At 40.2% G+C, this 19,695-nt stretch carries 19 protein-coding genes; 10 read left to right on the forward strand and 9 right to left on the reverse strand.

All coding sequences use genetic code 11. The features are described from left to right. The first annotated feature begins 269 nt into the window (after positions 1-269). On the forward strand, positions 270-1,280 hold the full coding sequence (gene adhP / locus BLT_RS0119205) for an alcohol dehydrogenase AdhP (protein WP_017729344.1): 1,011 nt from the start codon (positions 270-272) through the stop codon (positions 1,278-1,280). 100 nt (positions 1,281-1,380) lie between these two features. Here adhP and BLT_RS0119210 read toward each other — a convergent pair whose 3' ends face one another. From BLT_RS0119210 to BLT_RS0119230, 5 genes are all read right to left on the reverse strand, one after another. Continuing rightward, positions 1,381-2,847 (reverse strand): sigma-54-dependent transcriptional regulator, encoded by a 1,467-nt coding sequence (locus BLT_RS0119210; RefSeq protein WP_017729345.1) that lies wholly within the window; start codon positions 2,845-2,847, stop codon positions 1,381-1,383. 32 nt (positions 2,848-2,879) lie between these two features. Beyond that, positions 2,880-4,538, reverse strand: a complete 1,659-nt coding sequence (locus BLT_RS0119215; RefSeq protein WP_017729346.1) for a GAF domain-containing sensor histidine kinase — start codon at positions 4,536-4,538, stop codon at positions 2,880-2,882. A gap of 15 nt (positions 4,539-4,553) precedes the next feature. Next, entirely contained in the window at positions 4,554-5,702 is a 1,149-nt protein-coding gene (locus BLT_RS0119220) for an iron-containing alcohol dehydrogenase (RefSeq protein WP_017729347.1), read from the reverse strand. Between the two features lie 128 nt (positions 5,703-5,830). After that, the gene (locus BLT_RS0119225; protein WP_017729348.1) at positions 5,831-6,799 is read right to left on the reverse strand and encodes a DMT family transporter; all 969 of its coding nucleotides are present in this window, start codon (positions 6,797-6,799) and stop codon (positions 5,831-5,833) included. Positions 6,800-7,016: 217 nt separating this feature from the next. Continuing rightward, the gene (locus BLT_RS0119230) at positions 7,017-7,445 is read right to left on the reverse strand and encodes an organic hydroperoxide resistance protein (protein WP_026105205.1); all 429 of its coding nucleotides are present in this window, start codon (positions 7,443-7,445) and stop codon (positions 7,017-7,019) included. A 446-nt stretch (positions 7,446-7,891) separates the two neighbouring features. Here BLT_RS0119230 and BLT_RS0119235 point away from each other — a divergent pair, with 446 nt between their 5' ends. From BLT_RS0119235 to BLT_RS0119260, 6 genes are all read left to right on the forward strand, one after another. Continuing rightward, the gene (locus tag BLT_RS0119235) at positions 7,892-8,080 is read left to right on the forward strand and encodes a hypothetical protein (protein ID WP_017729350.1); all 189 of its coding nucleotides are present in this window, start codon (positions 7,892-7,894) and stop codon (positions 8,078-8,080) included. A gap of 309 nt (positions 8,081-8,389) precedes the next feature. Then, positions 8,390-9,802, forward strand: a complete 1,413-nt coding sequence (locus tag BLT_RS0119240; protein WP_017729351.1) for a PTS mannitol transporter subunit IICB — start codon at positions 8,390-8,392, stop codon at positions 9,800-9,802. A gap of 25 nt (positions 9,803-9,827) precedes the next feature. Next, a complete protein-coding gene (locus tag BLT_RS0119245; protein WP_017729352.1) occupies positions 9,828-11,930 on the forward strand; it encodes a BglG family transcription antiterminator in 2,103 nt (700 codons plus the stop codon). A gap of 1 nt (position 11,931) precedes the next feature. Then, complete coding sequence (locus BLT_RS0119250) at positions 11,932-12,369, forward strand: PTS sugar transporter subunit IIA (RefSeq protein ID WP_017729353.1); 438 nt, start codon at positions 11,932-11,934, stop codon at positions 12,367-12,369. Further along, positions 12,369-13,511, forward strand: a complete 1,143-nt coding sequence (locus BLT_RS0119255; RefSeq protein ID WP_017729354.1) for a mannitol-1-phosphate 5-dehydrogenase — start codon at positions 12,369-12,371, stop codon at positions 13,509-13,511. Before BLT_RS0119250 ends, BLT_RS0119255 begins: the two co-directional genes overlap by 1 nt. A 74-nt stretch (positions 13,512-13,585) precedes the next feature. Continuing rightward, a complete protein-coding gene (locus BLT_RS0119260; protein WP_017729355.1) occupies positions 13,586-14,248 on the forward strand; it encodes an HAD family hydrolase in 663 nt (220 codons plus the stop codon). Positions 14,249-14,544: 296 nt separating this feature from the next. Here the strand turns inward: BLT_RS0119260 and BLT_RS24615 are convergent, their stop codons facing one another. Next, positions 14,545-14,781 (reverse strand): DUF3918 family protein, encoded by a 237-nt coding sequence (locus BLT_RS24615; RefSeq protein WP_017729356.1) that lies wholly within the window; start codon positions 14,779-14,781, stop codon positions 14,545-14,547. A 296-nt stretch (positions 14,782-15,077) separates the two neighbouring features. On the opposite strand from BLT_RS24615, the gene BLT_RS24785 reads away from it, so the two are divergent. Beyond that, complete coding sequence (locus BLT_RS24785) at positions 15,078-15,200, forward strand: hypothetical protein (protein WP_017729357.1); 123 nt, start codon at positions 15,078-15,080, stop codon at positions 15,198-15,200. A gap of 291 nt (positions 15,201-15,491) precedes the next feature. On the opposite strand, the gene BLT_RS0119280 is transcribed toward BLT_RS24785, so the two are convergent. Continuing rightward, positions 15,492-15,800, reverse strand: coding sequence for a winged helix-turn-helix transcriptional regulator (locus BLT_RS0119280; protein WP_017729358.1), 309 nt, complete (start codon positions 15,798-15,800; stop codon positions 15,492-15,494). 155 nt (positions 15,801-15,955) lie between these two features. On the opposite strand from BLT_RS0119280, the gene wrbA reads away from it, so the two are divergent. After that, entirely contained in the window at positions 15,956-16,573 is a 618-nt protein-coding gene (gene wrbA, locus BLT_RS0119285; protein WP_017729359.1) for an NAD(P)H:quinone oxidoreductase, read from the forward strand. 363 nt (positions 16,574-16,936) lie between these two features. After that, the gene (locus tag BLT_RS22460; protein WP_017729360.1) at positions 16,937-17,086 is read left to right on the forward strand and encodes a BH0509 family protein; all 150 of its coding nucleotides are present in this window, start codon (positions 16,937-16,939) and stop codon (positions 17,084-17,086) included. 393 nt (positions 17,087-17,479) lie between these two features. Here the strand turns inward: BLT_RS22460 and BLT_RS0119300 are convergent, their stop codons facing one another. Both BLT_RS0119300 and mgtE read right to left on the reverse strand, forming a co-directional pair. Beyond that, positions 17,480-18,055, reverse strand: a complete 576-nt coding sequence (locus BLT_RS0119300; RefSeq protein ID WP_017729362.1) for a YitT family protein — start codon at positions 18,053-18,055, stop codon at positions 17,480-17,482. Positions 18,056-18,320: 265 nt separating this feature from the next. After that, a complete protein-coding gene (gene mgtE, locus BLT_RS0119305) occupies positions 18,321-19,682 on the reverse strand; it encodes a magnesium transporter (RefSeq protein WP_017729363.1) in 1,362 nt (453 codons plus the stop codon). Between the last annotated feature and the right edge of the window lie 13 nt (positions 19,683-19,695).

Raw genomic sequence — 19,695 nt, forward strand, 5'->3', positions numbered from 1 at the left:
ATGAGCAAATTTAAAGTGTAAATGGAATAGATAAAGCTCCTAATGCCGAGTAGCATTAGGAGCTTTTTTGGTATTTCTGAATTTAGAAGGTGCGCATAAAAGGTTAAAAAGTGCCGAAAAAACGACAAGTTATGCCGATTTTTTGGCAAAGTCTGCTGAAAAATTGGCAGATAGAGATTTAAAAAGCCTATTTGTTTATAAGTCTAGCAGTTGGCACTAATCTTGCATTAATAGAATGTTGAATTTATTTAACAAAGGAGGCATTTAAAATGAAAGCAGCAGTTGTAAATGATTTCAACAAACAAATTGAAGTGAAGGATGTACCAAAGCCAACACTTGAGTCAGGAGAAGTTTTAGTTAAAATAGAAGCATGTGGTGTTTGTCATACAGATCTTCACGCTGCACATGGTGACTGGCCTGTTAAACCAAAGCTACCGTTAATCCCAGGTCATGAAGGTGTTGGGATCGTCGAAGAAATTGGGGAAGGTGTTACATCTGTAAAAGTTGGAGACCGAGTCGGAATTCCATGGCTGTATTCAGCATGTGGTGAGTGCGAATATTGCTTAACAGGAAGAGAGGCTCTATGCCCAGATCAATTAAACGGGGGTTATTCAGTAGATGGTGGCTATGCAGAGTATTGTAAAGCGCCTGCTAACTATGTGGCAAAAATTCCTGAAAATGTTGACCCAGTTGAAATTGCACCAATTCTTTGTGCGGGCGTTACAACTTACAAAGCATTAAAAGTTTCAGAAGCAAAACCAGGTGATTGGGTTGCGATCTATGGCATTGGCGGCCTTGGCCATGTTGCTCTGCAATATGCGAAAGCGATGGGCTTTAATGTAATTGCTGTTGATATCCAAGATGATAAGCTAGAGCTTGCAAAAAAATTAGGTGCAGATATAACGGTGAACGGAATGAAATCTGACCCAGCTCAAGTGATCAAAGATGAGGTGGGTGGTGTACAAGCGGCCGTAAGCGTTGCAGTAACGAAAAGAGCCTTTGAACAGGCTTATGCTTCTGTAAAACGTGGAGGGACGCTTGTCGTAGTAGGCTTACCTAATGCAGATTTACCAATTCCGATTTTTAACACGGTTCTAAATGGTATAACGGTTAGAGGTTCAATAGTTGGCACAAGAAAAGATATGCAGGAGGCGCTAGACTTTGCAGCCCAAGGAAAAGTGAAAACAAATATTGAGACAGCGCCGTTAGAGGATATTAATAAAGTATTTGACCGAATGGAAAATGGTAAAATTAATGGACGTGTAGTATTAACGATGTAACAAAAAATGTGTATAAATAAATGTAAGCGTTTTAAGGGAAGCTGTCAGATGCTTCCCGCTTTTTTGTGGGAGGAAAGGGAGTACCCATTTCATAGGGGCTTTATTTTGATGGTGCTTGTCCTTTTTCATTCAATAAATAACGAAGCTTACGCTGACTAATATTAAGTCGTTTGGCTGCTTCTTTTCGGTTTCCGAGCGTATCTTGAAGCGTTTTTTGTACAAAGGCTTTGCCAATTTCCGTTTCTAGTTCTTTAACCATTAAAAGGACGTCATCTAGTTTTACATCATGCTGATTTTGCCATAGGCTCAGGATTTGATGCTTCCATCGTGTTAAATTTGCTTCAAAGCTTTGAATATGATTTCCAAACTCTTTTTCCTCAACATTAGGTTTAGGTTTTTTTACCAAGTCATTGGTACTTAAAAGCAAGCGCTCTGGAAAATAATCAGGTGTAATAACCTTTGTTTCTCCTTCTGCTAACGTAATCGCTCGTTTTACGATGTTTACAAGCTCGCGAATATTCCCAGGCCAGTCATACTGCTTCATAAGACTGATGGCCTCATCAGAAAATGACAATGTCGTTTGATACTTGTTGCATAAATGGTCTAGAAAGAGTGGGATGTCTTCTATACGTTCACGCAAAGGCGGAATGGTAAGCTTGACAACGTCTAATCGGTACAGAAGGTCTTCTCGGAATCGTTTTTCTTTTACGGCCTCTAATAAATTCATATGAGAAGCGGCTAAAATACGGGTGTTTGTCCTTCTCGTTAGCTCATCACCTAATCTCATGTATTCACCTGTTTCTAACACACGTAATAATTTAACTTGAATGGATAAAGAGGCTTCTCCGATTTCATCTAAAAAAAGTGTTCCTTTGCTAGCTCTTTCAAATATTCCTTTATGATCTCTTATAGCTCCTGTAAATGCTCCTTTTTCATGTCCAAATAGCTCACTTTCTAATAGTGAGTCAGACAGTGCACCACAATTTATACCGATAAAAGGTGAGGTTGCCCGTTGGCTCGTTTGATGAATGTATTGTGCTAAAACCTCTTTTCCTGTCCCTGTCTCGCCTTCTATAAGAACATTTACATTCTTTTTTGCTATTTTATAAGCTAGGGTAAGTAAATGATTCATCTTTGCGCTTTTACCAACGATAAAATTTAAATTCTGTGCTTTTTGATGCATCTCGTGCTGTGCAGCAGTGTGGTTGTTTTCAAGAAGCTGGTCAATTAACGCTTCGAGCTCATCAATGTTATCAAAAGGTTTTTCAATATAATCATTTGCACCATTTTTTATCGCTTCAATGGCCGTTTTCACTGTACTATAACCTGTCATAACAATTGCCTTACAGGAAGGAAGCTGGGATTTAAGTTGTTTTAAAAGGGTAAGACCATCGGCATCAGGGAGCTTAACATCAATCATTGCAAACTCATAGCGCTTATCTTTTAAAAGGCGATTAAAGTCTCGTCCACTATATGCAAGGGTAACATTATGACCTTTGCTTGATAGTAAATGAAAGAGAAAGTTGCCCACTTCCCGTTCATCATCGATAATTAATATTTCTGTCATCCGATCACCTACTCTTGTTGGCTGAAAAAGCCTTATTGACCTGCTGGCAAACGTAAAGTAAAAATGCTTCCTTTCCCAATAGAGCTTTCTACTTGAATGGTGCCTCCATGAGCTTCTGCAATCCCTAAACTAACGGAAAGACCAAGGCCTGTCCCCTTTGTTGCTCGTTTCGTTGTGAAAAAAGGATTGAAGATCTCTTGTAAATGGGCTTCGGTAATGCCTCTTCCATTATCTTGAACGGTGAGGTACGTCCATTCAGTTCCTTCCTCATTCCTACTGAATGTTTCGAGCGTAATCACTTTTTTGTTTAGTGTTTCTAACTCTAGTGCATCTTTGGCGTTTAGTAGTAGATTGATGATTATTTGTCCAATTTGCTGCAAGTTGCCTTGAATGAGCGGAATATGAGGATCTTTCTTAACGTTAATAATAATGTTTTGACGTTCAATTTGGTAACCAATGAGTGTTAGTACTTGATCAATTGCTTCATTCACAGAACACTCTTCAAATAAAAATTCATTTTGTCTAGAAAAGGTTAATAGATTTTCAATGATATTTTTGCAGCGCTTGCCACAATGATCAATATCACTTAGAAGTTTGTATGAGTGGTCCTCCCGGTTTGTCATTCTTAATAATAATTGGGAATTTCCTAAAATGGCGGTTAAAGGGTTATTGAGCTCGTGGGCCACGCCTGCGGCCATTTCTCCAATTGCTGCAAGCTTACCCGAATGGATGAGCTGAGCTTCAATGCGTCGTTTTTCAGAGACATCACGCAAATATAAAATAACGCCATACATCCTTTTCTGTTCATTGAACACTGGGTAGGAAAAGGCTTCATAAATTCGCTGATCAATCAGCCGAAGCTCACAAGAAGCAGTTTGCTTGGACCCTTTGCTTTGGTCAAAGAGCTGTTTCATTTCTTTTTCTTCAGGCAGAAGATCTTCGAGCTTTTTATGGTATAGCTCCTGCTCATTCAACCCGAAGAAAGCTCTGCCTGCAGCATTTACCCGTAAGATCTTTCCGTTCAAATCCATGACAATAATCGGTTCAACAACGGCACGAAAAGTATCTTCCCACTCTTTTTTTCCATTTAAAACTTCATTGTATAATCGTGCATTTTCTAAACATACGGCAAACTGATCTGAAAGCTGCTGTAAAAATGAAAGATCAGAATCGTCGTAGGTTATGATGTTCTTGCTGCCAATGCTAAGGACGCCAATAACCTTTCCTTTGCTAAAAAGAGGGAATAGCAAGAAGCTTTTAATCTTAAATTTTTCAAGTGCGTCGATTTCTAGATAGAAATTTTTAGATTGAATAGGGAGGACGTAAAACAATATTTGTTTCGTTTCGACGGATTTCCAATAGAGTGATTGGTTTTTAGGTAAGGTGGTACCGTGTTTCATATACATTGATTCTTTTGGATACACATTTGACAAAACTAATTGCTCGTCTTTTAATATCGAGAGGCTAATGCGATCAAAGTTAAAGATGGCTTTTAGCTTGTCCAAGATGTTTTTTAACATGTCGTCCATCGACATATCGATATTGAAGTTCCTCATCACTTCATTCATGATTTCGAGTAGCATGTTTTTCTTTTGCATTTCGAAGAGGGTTCTTTTCAATTCGTGGTAGTAGTTTCGCTTAGATGATTGAACACCTGTAAGTAGCTCAATCATTTGATGCTTCTCAGTCATTCAACGAACTCCTTTCTAAAGGGCTTGCCGAAATAATCGTTCTACTTCTTGGATCGTAATATCACGGGGATTTGTGATCATACACGCATCATCAAGGGCGATTTGACTCATCTCTGCAAGGGCTTTCTCTTCTATCCCTAAATGCGAGAGTCTTTGAGGTGCACCGATTTCGAGTGACAATGTTTTTACATAATCAATCGCTTTCTTTCCTGCTTCTATATGAGACATGTGTTGAGTATCTTCGCCAAACAATTGGGCAATGGTCATGAATTTTCTAGGCGCTGCAAGAAAATTAAATTCCATCACATGGGGAAGTAATACAGCATTAACTTCACCGTGAAGAAGTGGAAAACGTCCCCCAATGGCATGTGACATAGCATGCACAGCTCCCAATATAGCATTGGAAAAAGCCAATCCGGCTTGTAAGCTTGCCATGGCCATCTTTTCCTTTGCTTCTAAATTTACTTTCGAGGCAACAGAAGGCCGTAAGTATTCAGCAACAAGAGAAATAGCATTTTTGGCTTGAACATTCGTTAACGGCGTGGCTGCAATGCTAACAAAAGCTTCAATGGCATGGGTTAAAACGTCTAATCCTGTGAATGCGGTTAAATGTGGACTTTTAGATGTAAGCGTTTGCGGATCAATGATTGCAATATCAGGGACAAGGGATTTGGAGACAATCGTCATTTTCTTCTTACGTTCCTCATCAACAATAACAGCAAATTGAGAAACCTCAGAACCTGAGCCAGCAGTCGTAGGTAACATGACAAGTGGAGGGAGGGGGCGTTTAATCTTATCGACACCTTCATAATCTTGGAGGGTACCGCTATTTGTAGCAAGGATGGCGATAGCTTTTGCAATATCAATGGCGCTTCCACCTCCAACACCAATAATCGCATCACAATCTTGTTCTAAATAGACGTTCTTTCCTTTTATGGCTTCATAGTCTTTTGGATTGGTTGTCAAATCATAAAAGGTGGCATACGGTAAATTCGCTCGATTGCAGCTTTCAATCACTTTTTCTAACCATCCAGCTTGGATGACGCCTTGATCACTGACAATTAAAACCTTTTTTGCGCCTAACCGTAAGGAACTTTCACCAGCCTGGTGGATCGATTCATTTCCAAAAATGACCTCTGGCATGACGAATTTACTTACTTGCATGCCTATCACGACTCCTTTTTTGTTTTTCTTGACCCTTAACAAGGTAGTTCGCTCTAAGCTGGTGAAATTCCTTTGTCATATGACTTTAAAGTCGGAAATTATTGATAACCTATAGAAAAGTGATTTCCTTATGCCTTTGCCTTATGTTGTTGTTTGATAAGAGGGACTCTTTTTGGTGTACGAACCGAAAAGTAGCTGTGAAGAATCATTCCCATAATAATGACGATAATACCAAGCAGTGCCACAGAGTCTGGCCAAGGGCTTGACAACAGGAACACTTCTCCAAGAATTACGAAAATAATTTGGATTGATAAGCTCGCTTCAACCGCAGCCAAATGCTCAGGAGAATGCCGCACAAGGTCTGTTGCAAAGAAAAAGAGCATGGTGGCTATAACCCCTGAGCAAAGACCAACTAGGAAGCTTTGAAATACTTGACTCATGCTTGGTAAGCCAACAGTCGCTAGCCCATAAAAGGAGAGGACAAACCAGAAAGGTAAGCTTGCTAGCGTCATCCCTAATACTCGCTGAAATGTATCAAGACGGTCACTGCAGAAGGCCATCATTTTACGATTACCAAGGGGGTAAGCAAAACAAGCAATAATCACCGGAAGAAAGCTTAAGAGAATGACAGTCCAAGACACTGATTCCATATGATTAAATTGGATTAAAAAAATCCCGATTAAAATAATTGATGAGATCGCTAACGCCTTCACCGGAATTCGTAACCGGTGAACATCCTGAGTGTTGCTTTTGAAAAAGGGAGTTAGCAGCACCCCTGCGATAATGGTAAATTGCCATGTTCCTGCGATTAACCATGCGGGTCCATAGGCCGCAGCGAAAGTGAGTGGGGCGTAAAATAGGACAAAGCCAACAAAGCTCCAAATGAGCCAAGGCTTTGGATTTTTCTTCATTTCCAACCAAAGCTGATAAAAATTTCGGCGCCATAAGACTAGAATAAGTAAAAAAGGCACCATAAAGAAATACCGTAAAGAAGCACTCCAAATCCAGTTGCCTCCCTCTAATTCCATCGAGCGGTTAAGGACAAAGGTCACAGCAAAAAAAAGGGACGATAGAGTCCCAAGTAAGATGGCTTTCATTCAAATTCCATCCTTTCTTTTTCACCTCAAATATAGATTGATATAATGGTAACATATTACATGGGAAAAAAGGGATGTATTAAAAGGTTTTATTTATGTGGGCTGGCTAAAAGAGGAGAAACGCAATTTAGTACCGCAAGCAATTTAAAGGAAGCGAAACATTTCCTTACAAACGGATCAAAAAAAGCGGCTCGGGGAAAAAGAACCCGAGCTGCTTTTACTCATTCGTTGTTACTTCCAATTGAACATCAATGTTTCCCCGTGTTGCTTTGGAGTATGGGCAGAATTCGTGAGCGGCTTTCACTAACTCTTCTGCTTCCTCTTGGGATACTCCTTTGAGGTTCGCATGAAGTTCAACTGAAATTTTAAATCCATCGTCTTCTTGATCTTTGTTTAAGCTGACCGCAGCTGTAATGGTTGATTCAATGTCTTTGTTTTGTCTTTTGGCCATCAAATTTAAAGCTCCATCGAAGCATGCAGAATAACCAGCTGCAAAAAGTTGTTCTGGATTTGTGCCTGATTGTTCCTTTGATTCTGGGCTTCCTGGCATGACAAGATTTAAATCAAGAACGCCATCATCTGACTTTACGTGTCCATTTCTTCCGCCTTTTGCCGTAGCTGTGGATGTAAATAACACTGACATCAAATCACCTCATTATTTTTTAATGAATCGGCCTAACAGTTAAATAATAGAAAATAAAGAGAGGAACGTCAAACATTCTCCCTCAATACTCTCTATACACACGCTTGGTTAAACTTAAACCTTTTCTTGAGGAAATCATAAACTTGCAGTGATGCTATGATTCGACATTTTTCACGTGAAACATTTTAATGGCGCTTTTTTTATGTTGTTTTTCCAACATAATTAGGCGCACTTAAGGAAGAGGCACAAGCATTTTTTCTTACTTCTCTTGGTTGGTTTTATAATCTAACCGCACTAAGCTTCCACCCTTTATCTACAAAAAAGGAAGCGAGCGCATTAATGACATAACAGGGCATGATATCATTAGATTAATAAAAGAAGCAAACACCTAAGAAGAGAGTAGGCATCTTAGGTGTTTTTTTTGATTGACGTTTTGAAAAAAAGGGAAGATGAATAGAAAAAGCTATCTTTATGCTGCCAGAATGACAGATATGTTAGCAAACGTCATACCGAGTACAAGCTGGGAGAAGGTTGAAGAAGTTATTGCTACAACTATTCAACACGAAGGCATTCATCAAGGTCAATGGTATGTAGCTTTTAAGCAAGCGGAAAAGCCGATACCGAAAGAGTGGGTGTAGGATTGGGCGTTAAAATAGAGAAAAATGGGAACTGTAAAGCGGATAGCTTTTCGCGCAGCTCTTTAATAAAATTTTTTCTTATGAACATCATACGAGAATTTTTTAATGGCATGCTTGAGTAATTTTAACAGCTGTCACATATACTACACGAGGAAACAAGCGTTAACATCGCTTATTTTAATTTTGTCACCATCAAAGGTGACGAAACTGCGATTAGATTGTATTGCTTGGACATTTGGTAGCGCTTTATTATAAATTCAGTACGACATTAAGAACAATAATCATTTTTCAAAAAGGGGGGTCTTTACGATGTCTCAACAAGGAAGTATTCGAACAAAGGTACAGAAGTTTGGGAGTTTCTTAAGCGGCATGATTATGCCGAATATTGGTGCATTTATTGCATGGGGTCTTATTACAGCGTTATTTATACCAACAGGTTGGACGCCAAATGAAAAGCTAGCAGAGCTAGTCGGTCCAATGATCACATATCTATTACCATTATTAATTGGTTATACAGGTGGTAAAATGGTTTATGACGTTCGTGGTGGTGTAGTTGGTGCTACTGCTACCATGGGGGTCATTATCGGTGCTGATATTCCGATGTTTATTGGTGCAATGATTATGGGACCACTGGGTGGTTACCTCATCAAAAAGACAGACAAATTGTTTGAAGGAAAGGTCCGCCAAGGGTTTGAAATGCTCGTCAATAACTTTACAGCTGGGATTTTAGCAGCAATTTTAACGATTATTGCTTACTTAGGTGTAGGACCAGTTGTTGTTGGCTTGAGCAGTGTGTTAGCTTCAGGTGTGGATGCTATCATTGGATTAGGGCTATTACCTTTGGTTAGCTTGTTTATTGAGCCAGCGAAGGTCTTATTTTTAAACAATGCAATTAACCACGGGATTTTAAGTCCGATCGGGATTGAGCAAGCTGCGTCAACTGGGAAGTCAATTCTCTTCTTACTTGAAACGAATCCAGGACCTGGTTTAGGGATCTTGCTTGCGTTTATGTTCTTCGGACGTGGCATGGCAAAACAATCGGCTCCGGGCGCGGCGATTATTCATTTTGCCGGCGGGATTCATGAGATTTATTTTCCGTACATTCTAATGAAGCCTGCACTGATTATCGCTGCAATTGCAGGAGGTATGAGTGGTGTGTTCACCTTCACTCTCTTTAATGCAGGGCTAGTGGCGGTTCCGTCACCTGGAAGTATCTTTGCTTTGTTGGCGATGACACCACGTGGAGGATACATCGGTGTGCTCGCAGGTGTCCTTGTGGCAACGGCTGTTTCCTTTGTGATTGCTTCATTTATTTTACGAACAAGTAAAACAGAAGATGAAGACCTTTCTGATGCTGCTACAAAAATGGAAGAAATGAAGGGGAAAAAGAGCAGTGTGACAGGCTCCTTCAAGCAACAAGAAATAGAAACACAAGTGAAAAAAGAAAATGTCCAAAAAATTGTTTTTGCTTGTGATGCAGGAATGGGCTCAAGTGCAATGGGTGCGTCCATTCTTCGGGACAAGGTGAAAAAAGCCGGACTTGACATTGAAGTAACGAATACGGCAATTAACAATTTGCCAGATGATGTGGATATCGTTATTACACATAAAGACTTGACGGATCGTGCAAAAGCAAAACAGCCGAATGCCGAGCATATTTCAGTGGAAAATTTCTTGAATAGTCCTAAATATACCGAGCTATTAGAACGGCTGCAAAAGTAAACTTTAGGGCGAGGAGGATAGGGCCATGTACATTTCTGCTCGAGAACGTAACATTTTGCAGTTTTTGTTAAAAGAGAAACAAGGTACGACGATCCAAAAGATTGCGGATGAACTCGACGTTAGTACACGGACTATTCAACGAGACCTTAAAGGGATTGAAGACATACTTAAGGAATATAAGTTGTCTTTAGCAAAGCAGTCTGGCGTTGGACTGTTGATTCAAGGAGGGCAGGAAGGAATTGAGCAACTTCAACAATTTCTTCAGTCTCTTCAGCACGAGGAATATACACCAGAGGAGCGACAAATGTTGCTCCTTGCTGTGTTGTTGCGTCACCGGGCACCTGTAAAGCTATTTGCCCTTGCCGATGAGTTGAATGTAACGGTAGCAACAGTTAGCAATGACTTAACGAAGGTGGAAGCCTGGCTTGAAGCATTTGAGCTTGGCCTTGTTCGAAAACGAGGGTATGGGGTTGAAATTAAAGGGGAAGAAAAAAATATTCGTCGTGCTATGAGTCGGCTGATTACTGAACATTTAAGCGAGGAACGTTTTTATCGGGTGTTAACAAATCAGACAGCATCTGAGATGACGACAGACTTCATTTCTGAACGGCTATTGCATCTTATGGATTTAAAAACGGTCAGACATGTTCAACAAGCAGTGGAAGCAATTCGAAGGCGAACACCGGAACAGATGGCAGATAGCTCTTACATTGGGCTTATTGTCCATGTCGCTCTTGCCATTGAACGAATTCGTCATGATGAGAACATTGAAATCGATCCCCACTATTTGGAGACGCTGCGTACACATAAAGAATATGACGTTGCTCGTCGCCTTGCAAAGCAATTAGAGCACACACTCGATGTGGACATTCCTGATGCTGAGGTTGGATATATGACGATGCACTTGCTCGGAGCCAAGCTCAGATTTGAAAGAGAATCCCTTTTAGAGGAGTCAAACTTTCAAATGGCCATAAGGGTAAAGCAGTTGATCGAGGGGGTAGAGGCAAGTCTTGGACTAACGTTTCAGGATGAATCTCTTTTTCATGGGCTGCTTGCACATGTAAAGCCTGCGATGTACCGAATCAGGGAGCAGATGAAAATCTATAATCCCCTTTTAGATAAAATTAAAGAGGATTATGAAGACCTCTTTAGGCAAGTACAAGGCCTTGCCCAGCAGGTGTTTGAACCGCTCCACATTCCTGATGAAGAGGTTGGCTTTCTTGTCATGCATTTTGGCTCGGCTCTTGAAAGGAAGAAGCGGCAGCTCCCGCTAAAAGCACTGGTGGTTTGTTCAAGCGGAATTGGTTCTTCCAAATTGCTTGCAAGTCGATTAGAAAAGGAGTTTCCTGAAATTACAACGATTGAAAATGCGTCTCTATTTGAACTGGAAGAAAAAAATATTGAGTCATTCGATCTGTTGATTTCAACCATACCTTTACAAAATGTCGAGCGATATTTTCTTGTTAAACCGTTTTTATCGAAACAAGAGGTAGCGCGCATTCGTGACTTTATTGATCGCTATCATCAGGAACAGTCCAACGTTGAAAAGAAAATCAACGTCAAACGAGAGATAAGAAAAGGGCATAGTACCAATGCAGGAATCTTTAAGAAAATCGCAGATGTGAGCTATGACATGGAGTTGATTCTTTCAGCTTTTCAGATTCGCTTAATTGAGAAATATCTCTCATTTGAGGAGGGGTTGGCTGAAATTTGTGAAGGGTTTGAAAAAGAAGGTTATATTACGAATGCAACACTTGTTGTAGAATCCCTTTTTGAACGGGAAGCTGCTGGGGGGTTAGCGATTCCGAATACATCTTTGGCTCTTTTTCATACCCGGAGCGATGAAATTAAAAAGCCGCTTTTTACAATCTACGAGCTAGAAACCCCTGTCATTCGTAAAGGGATGGACGGTGAGAAAATCCTTGTAAAGCGAATCTTACTGATGCTTGCTCCCCTAAAAATCGAGGAGCATCAGCTTGCATTTTTAAGTTATGTAAGTGCACTTGTAATTGATAGTGAAGCCCACACGCGAATTTTTGAACAAGGGACAGAGGAAGAGGTAGGCTCGTTATTAAGTGAGGCTTGTCACATCTATTTACTTTCAATCATAAACAAAGGAGAGAATTAAAATGAGTACAGAAATTTTAAAGGAAAGCAATATTAATGTAGCAGGGAAAGCTACAACGAAAGAGGAAGCGATTCGTGAGGCTGGTCAAATTTTAGTTGATAAAGGATATGTTGAAGAAGTTTATATAGAAAAAATGCTAGAACGTGAACAATTAACGTCAACTTTTATGGGAAATATGCTTGCGATTCCTCATGGAACAGAGGATGCAAAAGAAAATGTGAAGTCTTCTGGTATTTCGGTTACACTTTACCCTCAGGCAATTAACTGGGACGGAAATGACGTACGATTAGTTATCGGTATCGCAGGGAAAGGAAACGAGCATTTGGAGATCCTTTCGAAAATTGCCATTGCTTGCTCGGAAGAAGAGAATGTTCGAACACTGCTAAATGCGTCATCAGCACAGGAAGTGCTTGCATTTTTCTCAGAGGTGAATAGTTAATGAAAGCTGTTCATTTCGGAGCAGGGAACATTGGACGAGGGTTTATCGGCGCTCTGTTACATCAAGCTGGCTATGAGGTCGTTTTTATCGATGTAAACAAAGCGGTGATTGATGAATTAAATAAGCGTAACGCTTATAAGGTTCAGATTGCTGAACAAAACGGTGCGATTCATACGATAACGAATGTTCGTGGGATCAACAGTCAAGAGAACGAGCAGGATGTCGTAAATGAAATTGCAACAGCGGATCTTGTGACAACAGCAGTGGGACCGGCGATTCTGAAATTTGTAGCTGCACCGATTGCAAAAGGAATAAAGCAGCGAATAGCAGCAAAAAAAGTCCTAAATGTGATTGCGTGTGAAAACGCCATTGGTGCTACTTCTATCTTGAAGGAACACATTCAAGCACTAATGACGGAAAAAGAGTGGCCACAAGTTGAAGAAATGATTGGTTTCCCAAATGCGGCGGTTGATCGCATTGTGCCAAACCAAGAAAACGAGGACATTCTTGCTGTTTCAGTTGAGCCTTTTTATGAATGGGTTGTAGACCAGTCTGCCATAAAAGGACCTACTCCACAGATAGATGGAATTACGTATGTGAAAGACTTAATCCCCTATATTGAACGGAAGCTCTTTACGGTGAATACAGGTCACGCGATGGCCGCCTATCTCGGTTTTGTAAAAGGTGTAATGACCATTAAAGAGGCTATGGATCATGAGGAAATAGCATCTCTTGTCGAGGAAGCATTACATGAAACAAAAAAGCTACTCGTTAAGAAATACGAGTTTACAGAAGTGGAACAAGAAGCGTACATTCAAAAAATTCTTTTACGTTATAAGAACGAATACCTGTCTGATCGTGTGGAACGGGTAGGTCGTAATCCTATTCGCAAGCTTGGATACAACGATCGTCTCATTAAGCCAGCACGCCAGTTGCTTGAGCTTGGTGTTGAACCACAGGCGTTAATTCATGGAATTGTTGCTGCTCTTTCGTTCCATGTGCCTGAAGATGAGGAGAGTGTTCGGATTCAACATTTGCTACAAGAAAAAGGATTGCGGGATACTCTTGAGGAAATCACTGGACTCAAGCCAGGTGAAGCATTGTTCGAACGCATTACTCAGGTAAGTCAGCAAGGAATGTAAAGGCGAGAAGGGCTGGCTCGTTAAATGTCGTTGATGCATGTCGAGCGAATGAACGTTTATAAGGAGAGGGTCACATGAAGGGGATTATTTTTGATTTTGACGGACTCATTCTTGATACGGAAACACCGTGGTATGATGCATACAAACACGTATACAAAGCTCACGGTCATGAATTACCGCTCCCAATTTATGCGAAGACGATTGGAACGACGCTTGATGCTTTTCATCCATTTCGCTATTTAGAAGAAATTTCAGGTCGGAAGCTTAATGATCACGAATTAACGAAACAAATTACTCAACATCATGCCAGTTCCATGGAGAAAATGGACCTTCGTCCAGGGGTACGGAAGTATCTTCAAGATGCAAAATCAGAGGGCTTGAAGGTTGGCCTTGCTTCAAGCTCTGAACGGAAGTGGATCGATCGTTGGCTATCTAAGTATCAGCTTCACAGCTTTTTCGATACGATTTGGACAAGCGACGAGGTAATGAATGTGAAGCCAGATCCTGAGCTTTATGAAAAAGCGCAGCACGCACTTGGCTTAAATAAAGAGGACGTTGTCGTTTTTGAAGACTCATTAAACGGATTAATTGCAGCAAAACGAGCTGGATTGACCTGTGTGATTGTTCCGAATCCTGTTACCGCTCATCTTCCCTTTGAAGAGCATGATTACCAGCTATCTTCAATGGAAGAAATCCCATTAATTAATTTGCTTCAAAAACTTAAGAAAAAATTATGAGGCTGACTCTATATGGATCCTTACTCTCAGCGACACATCAATGGCTGTCTGAGAGAGGTTCCGAATGAGCCAGCTTTTTTACGTTCATTTGCTAACAACATTAGTATGATTGTTTTAAACGCATTAATTTGTACTCGGAATTCTATTACCTTTATTAGTGAAACAGAGGTAACGTCTCCCTTTGTACAGTATGTGATCTATAAGGTGTTCTGATAACAAAAAATGCACAATTAAAAAAGGAGGACAGCCTTTCAAAAAAGCTGTCCATCGTATTTCGCGATATCACCGTAAACATGTTAGCCAACAGGATTTCGCATCTGGTTAAAGGCTTTCTGGATGGGCTGCATAATCGAGTTCGTGGCACCATTCATATTTCGGCCTCTGATCATGCGATAAGCAGCTGCACCCAGTCCTAACCCAAGAACGGACATCATCATGCCATTTCGGTTACTTCGACGTCTAAAGCCAAGCATGTTCATCAACGGCAGATTTCGATTCCTTCTTAGAAATGAGGAAGTTAACCAATTCATCATGGTGGAGCCCCCTTTGTTTGTTCGCTTGAAGCATAAATACTGCTTCAAGCATTATTTATGATCGGTCATCCCTGTGATTAATATGCAAGGATATGCTTGCCACAAACAGGGTAAAACCAATTCTCCTACCAATCAACGCCAAGTCCTTTTATCTCTTTCTGAAAAAGGGGAAAAGGTCTTAGCTCAGCATACATGCTGGATGAAAAAAAGTTAACGGAGGTATTAAATAAATTTGAGCAGGGTGCATGGGAAGAGGTGGAAAGGGTGTTAAAGCGATGATGTGAGGAAGCAAAACGATGCTATTTTTCCTAATTAAGGTTGTGGTTTCTGCACTAATTATTGGTCTTGTGACAGAGATTGCTCGAGTCACGCCACAATACGGAGAGCTAATTGCAGCTTTACCACTTGTTAGTCTGTAAAATATGTTTTTGGCTCTTAATTCAAGGTAGCACTGCTTCAGAAATCGCCACATTTGCTCGCGATGTCGTGGTTGGATTGCCCGCCACCATCATCCTTATGGTTGTTGTGATGGGTTATGATTTAAAAAAAGCGGATCTTATCCGCTTGCTCTTGGGGTAGGATTTATTGCTTGGTTTCTTATGATAAAGCTTCAAGATGTAGTAAAAAGCTGGATATAAGAAATCGTTTAGCTTTCATATTGGAGCCGCTTAATAAATTTAAAAAAGCTAGCTCCTGTTAGCTTTGCATTGTTACATCCAAGTTTCTCCCCAAGTCTGTATTGATTCGATAACCGGTTCTAGAGCTTTTCCTTTTTCTGTTAAGGTATACTCAATTCGGACCGGTTTTTCAGGGTATACCGTCCGTGACACAATGTCTAGCTGTTCAAGCTCCCTCATTCGTTCCGTTAATATCCGGTCGCTCATTTCTGGAATTTGTGCCTTTATGTCTTTAAACCGTTTAGGGCCTGCTAACAACACGCGAATGATTAACCCTGTCCACTTTTTTCCTAACAGCTCAGCTGCAGCTTCGTATTTAGGGCACATTGTATTGTAGTCCATATTGTTCACCTCAATTATGTTTAGTTTACCACAAGATTGAGGTATAGATAAGTGGCACATCTTATTTAACAAAAGTTACTTGACAATAACAAGTGGCTTTTTTAATATAGATTATATAGTTACTAAAAAAAGTAAGTAAAAGGAGTGTTTCAAGAATGGCAAAAGTTTTAATTCCTTACTACAGTGCGTATGGCCACATTTACAAAATGGCACAAGCAGTTGCAGAAGGTGCAAAGCGTGCAGGAGCAGAAGTTAAGATCGTGAAAATTCCTGAATTCGATGCGGTTAAAAACGCCATGTCTGGCCAGGAGGCATATGTTAAAGCTCAAGAGAGTCAAACGGGCGTTCCGGAAGCAACGCATGACGATTTACTTTGGGCAGACGGAATTGTTTGGGGAATCCCAACTCGATATGGATCCATGCCAGCGCAAATGAAACAGTACCTTGATTCTGCAGGTGGATTATGGGCAAAAGGTGAATTAGAAGGTAAGGCTACAGCAATTTTCACGAGCTCTGGTTCAATCCATGGAGGTCAGGAAACTACAATTATTACATCGCTCGTACCATTGCTCCATTTCGGTTTGATCTTTGTTGGTCTCCCTTATGGTGAAAACCCTGAACAGCTAACAACTGACGGCATTGGAGGAAGTCCATACGGAGCATCAACGGTTGCTGGTCCAGATGGTTCAGCGTACCCAGATGAGCGTGATCTCTTAATGGCAGGTCGTTTAGGAGAACGAGTGGCAAAAGTCGCTGCCAAGCTTGCAAATTAAATAAAATAGATGCTAAGAAATGGAGCTGGGACATATTGGAAATGCGAACAATGCACAACCTTAGCGGAGTATATTTCCGAAGCGATTGCTATGCACCAACGATCATGACGTTCGGATTTCTCATCAATAAAAACTATTTTGTCCCAGCCCCGTTTTTTAGTACGTAAAGAAAGTATACCTACGGTGGTGTCAATCTCCAGGCGCTAGTGGCTTGCGATTTTCTTTCGTGCTTGAATATAAACCAAAATAAGAAAAAACATTTTGATAATTTCCAAAAAAAGATTGACCGTTTTGGAAATGCTGTTATATAATACATATAAATAAAATATATTGTAATAATACAGTGTAAAGGGGATGAAAACAATGAGAAGACAAGAGCGTGAGAACATGGTTAAATTTTTAATCCAAATGAAAGGATTTACACACCAGACATTAATGGTGATGACCGATGAAGATGTGGAGCATTTGTACACAAGGGCATACAGTTTTCATGAGAAAATTGAAGAAGCCTAAAACGTAGTTGTATTCGAGTTAATTTCTACATGAAATTCTAACCTGTTCAAAAAGGTTTCATGCGTACGAGTTTCGTTTTGTAGTATACTAGTGCAAAAGGAACTTTGGGTAGGTGTGTGTTCATTGAAGCTTTCAAACAAAGCGCTATTTATTGTTATAGCAACAGCTACAGCTCTTTATGGAATTCTGTATTGGGTCATCGGTCATTACATTACGACACGTTAATAGAAATTCTGGGCCTGTTTTCTGCTACAAAAGAAAGCAGGCCTTTTTGTGGTGGTAAGGTATTTTAAAATTTGATAACTAAGCAAGAATAAAAGGCATTTTTTATGTAATAATGTGTGTGAAGAAGGAAGAAAAACGTCTATTTCCCGGGAAAGATGCTGTCGAAAATCAGTGATCCTTCATATCTAAGGTAACAAGTGTTGTAGCGAAACCTGTCGCTGTTACAGCAATAATCGAAAGAATAAACGCATCAAAAGAAACGACATATAAGCCAGCGACAACGACCAAAAGATCAATGATAAAAATCATAACGCCTACATTCCATTTAAAGTAAGTGGCGAACATTTGCGCTAGTAAATCGAGTCCGCCAGTACTGATATTCATTCGAAACATAATACCAACACCCAGCCCAAGTAAAATACCACCAAAAAGCGCACTGTTGAGGGGGGCAAATTGGGTGGGATGGCTAGATAGACTTGTGAATAGATCGATAAAGAAAGCTGAGATGATGAGTCCGAAAATACTGTTATAGAAAAAAGATCGGTAATACACCCAAGCTAAAAGATAGATAGGGACACTTAAAAGGATGATCGTTGTGCCAACAGGAAAATGCCAAAGATAGTGGAAAATGAGACCTAATCCAATGATTCCCCCGTCTAATAAATGATAAGAAACAAAAAATAAATTAATTCCTAAGCTAATAAGAAGGCTTCCAAAGACAACTGCCAGTATTGACTTATACATCGGCTACACCCTCATCGGTCTATTGTCTTTTAATCATATCTAAACTCTATGCAGAGGCTTGCCCATTCTATGACAACGAAAGCCTACATGAGTGGTTGCTAAGAGGGAAGGGAAACAAGTATGCACGTTTTGCTTGTCCTTTATTTAATAAAGGTGATGTGAGGGAAGAGCTACTTTGCTATTTTATTTTGTGCAAAAGCTCATTCTAATAACGACAAAAAAGAGACTAACCTAAAAAGGTCAATCTCTTTTGTCAGACGTACCTTCAGCCAGTAAGTTGGCTTAAAAAGGCAGTAGCAATCCCAAAATAAATCATTAAGGAGAAGATATCGTTTAATGTTGTGATAAGAGGGCCTGAGGCAACGGCTGGGTCGACACCGAATCGATAAAGAAGAAGGGGAATGATTGTACCTGCGAGTGTACCTACGATAAGTGTAATTAGTAAGGAGACGCCAACAACAAAACCTAAGGTAAAGCTGCCCTGCCATATATAGGCAATCGATAAGATTAGCAACCCACAAATGATACCGATGATAAGGCCAACCCGAAGCTCACGAAGGATTAAGCGAACAACGGTTTTTTTGTCTACAGGATTCGTTACAATACCTCGTACAACGACTGCAAGTGATTGAGTGCCTGTATTTCCAGTCATACCAGCGATCATCGGCATAAAAAAGATTAAAGCGACGACTTGATCTAATGTATTTTCAAAGCCACTAATAATGCTTCCAGAGACGATACCTATAAATAGAAGCAAGATGAGCCAAGGAAGTCGTCTTGCAGAGGCCGTTAGAGCAGGTGTATTGAAATCGATGTCTTTACCGGAAGCGGATAGCTTTTCAATGTCTTCATTTGCTTCTCGGATAACAACATCCAACACATCATCGACCGTAATGATTCCTAGTAAGGTTTGGTTTTCATCAACAACTGGAACAGCAATAAAGTCATAACGTTCAATAATTTGAGCGACTTCTTCTTGGTCAGTATCAACTCGGACAGATACGACACGACTAAACATGATGTTTTCGATTTTTTCATCAATAGGGGCAATTAAAAGGTCTCGGTATGACACAACACCGACTAATTTCTTATCTTCATTAATGACATACAGGTAATAGATGTTTTCCGAAAAGCTTGCATAATCCTTCAATTTATCGACAGCTTGCCGAACCGTATAATTTTCTTTAATCCAAATGAACTGGTTGGTCATCAAGCCCCCAGCTGTGTCAGCAGGGTAGCTCATTAATGTTTGAAGGGTTTCAGATTCCTCGTCTTTCATTATCTCTAGAAATTCTTGAATTCGATCAACGGAGAGCTCATTTAACAAATCGGCAAGGTCATCGTTATCCATTAAATTCATGATCTTAGAGGAGCGCTCAATACCTAAACGATGTAGAATCTCAACTTGAAGGTCATATTCAAGCTCTTGAATTAAATCGGCGATTTGATCAGGTGTTAGAAATGTTAAAAACTTATGATGGTGTTTTTCAGGAAGTCCTCGATAGAGCTGTGCCACATCATAAGGATGTAACTCGTCCAATAAAGCTTGCAGAGCTCCACGTTTTGATTCTTTTAAATATTTGATAACTAGGACTAGCAGTTGATCTTCTGTCAAATTAATTACCATTGAAGCTCACCTC

Origin of the sequence: Halalkalibacterium ligniniphilum, from assembly GCF_000334155.1 — a bacterium.
Taxonomy (GTDB): Bacteria; Bacillota; Bacilli; order Bacillales; family Bacillaceae_D; genus Halalkalibacterium; species Halalkalibacterium ligniniphilum.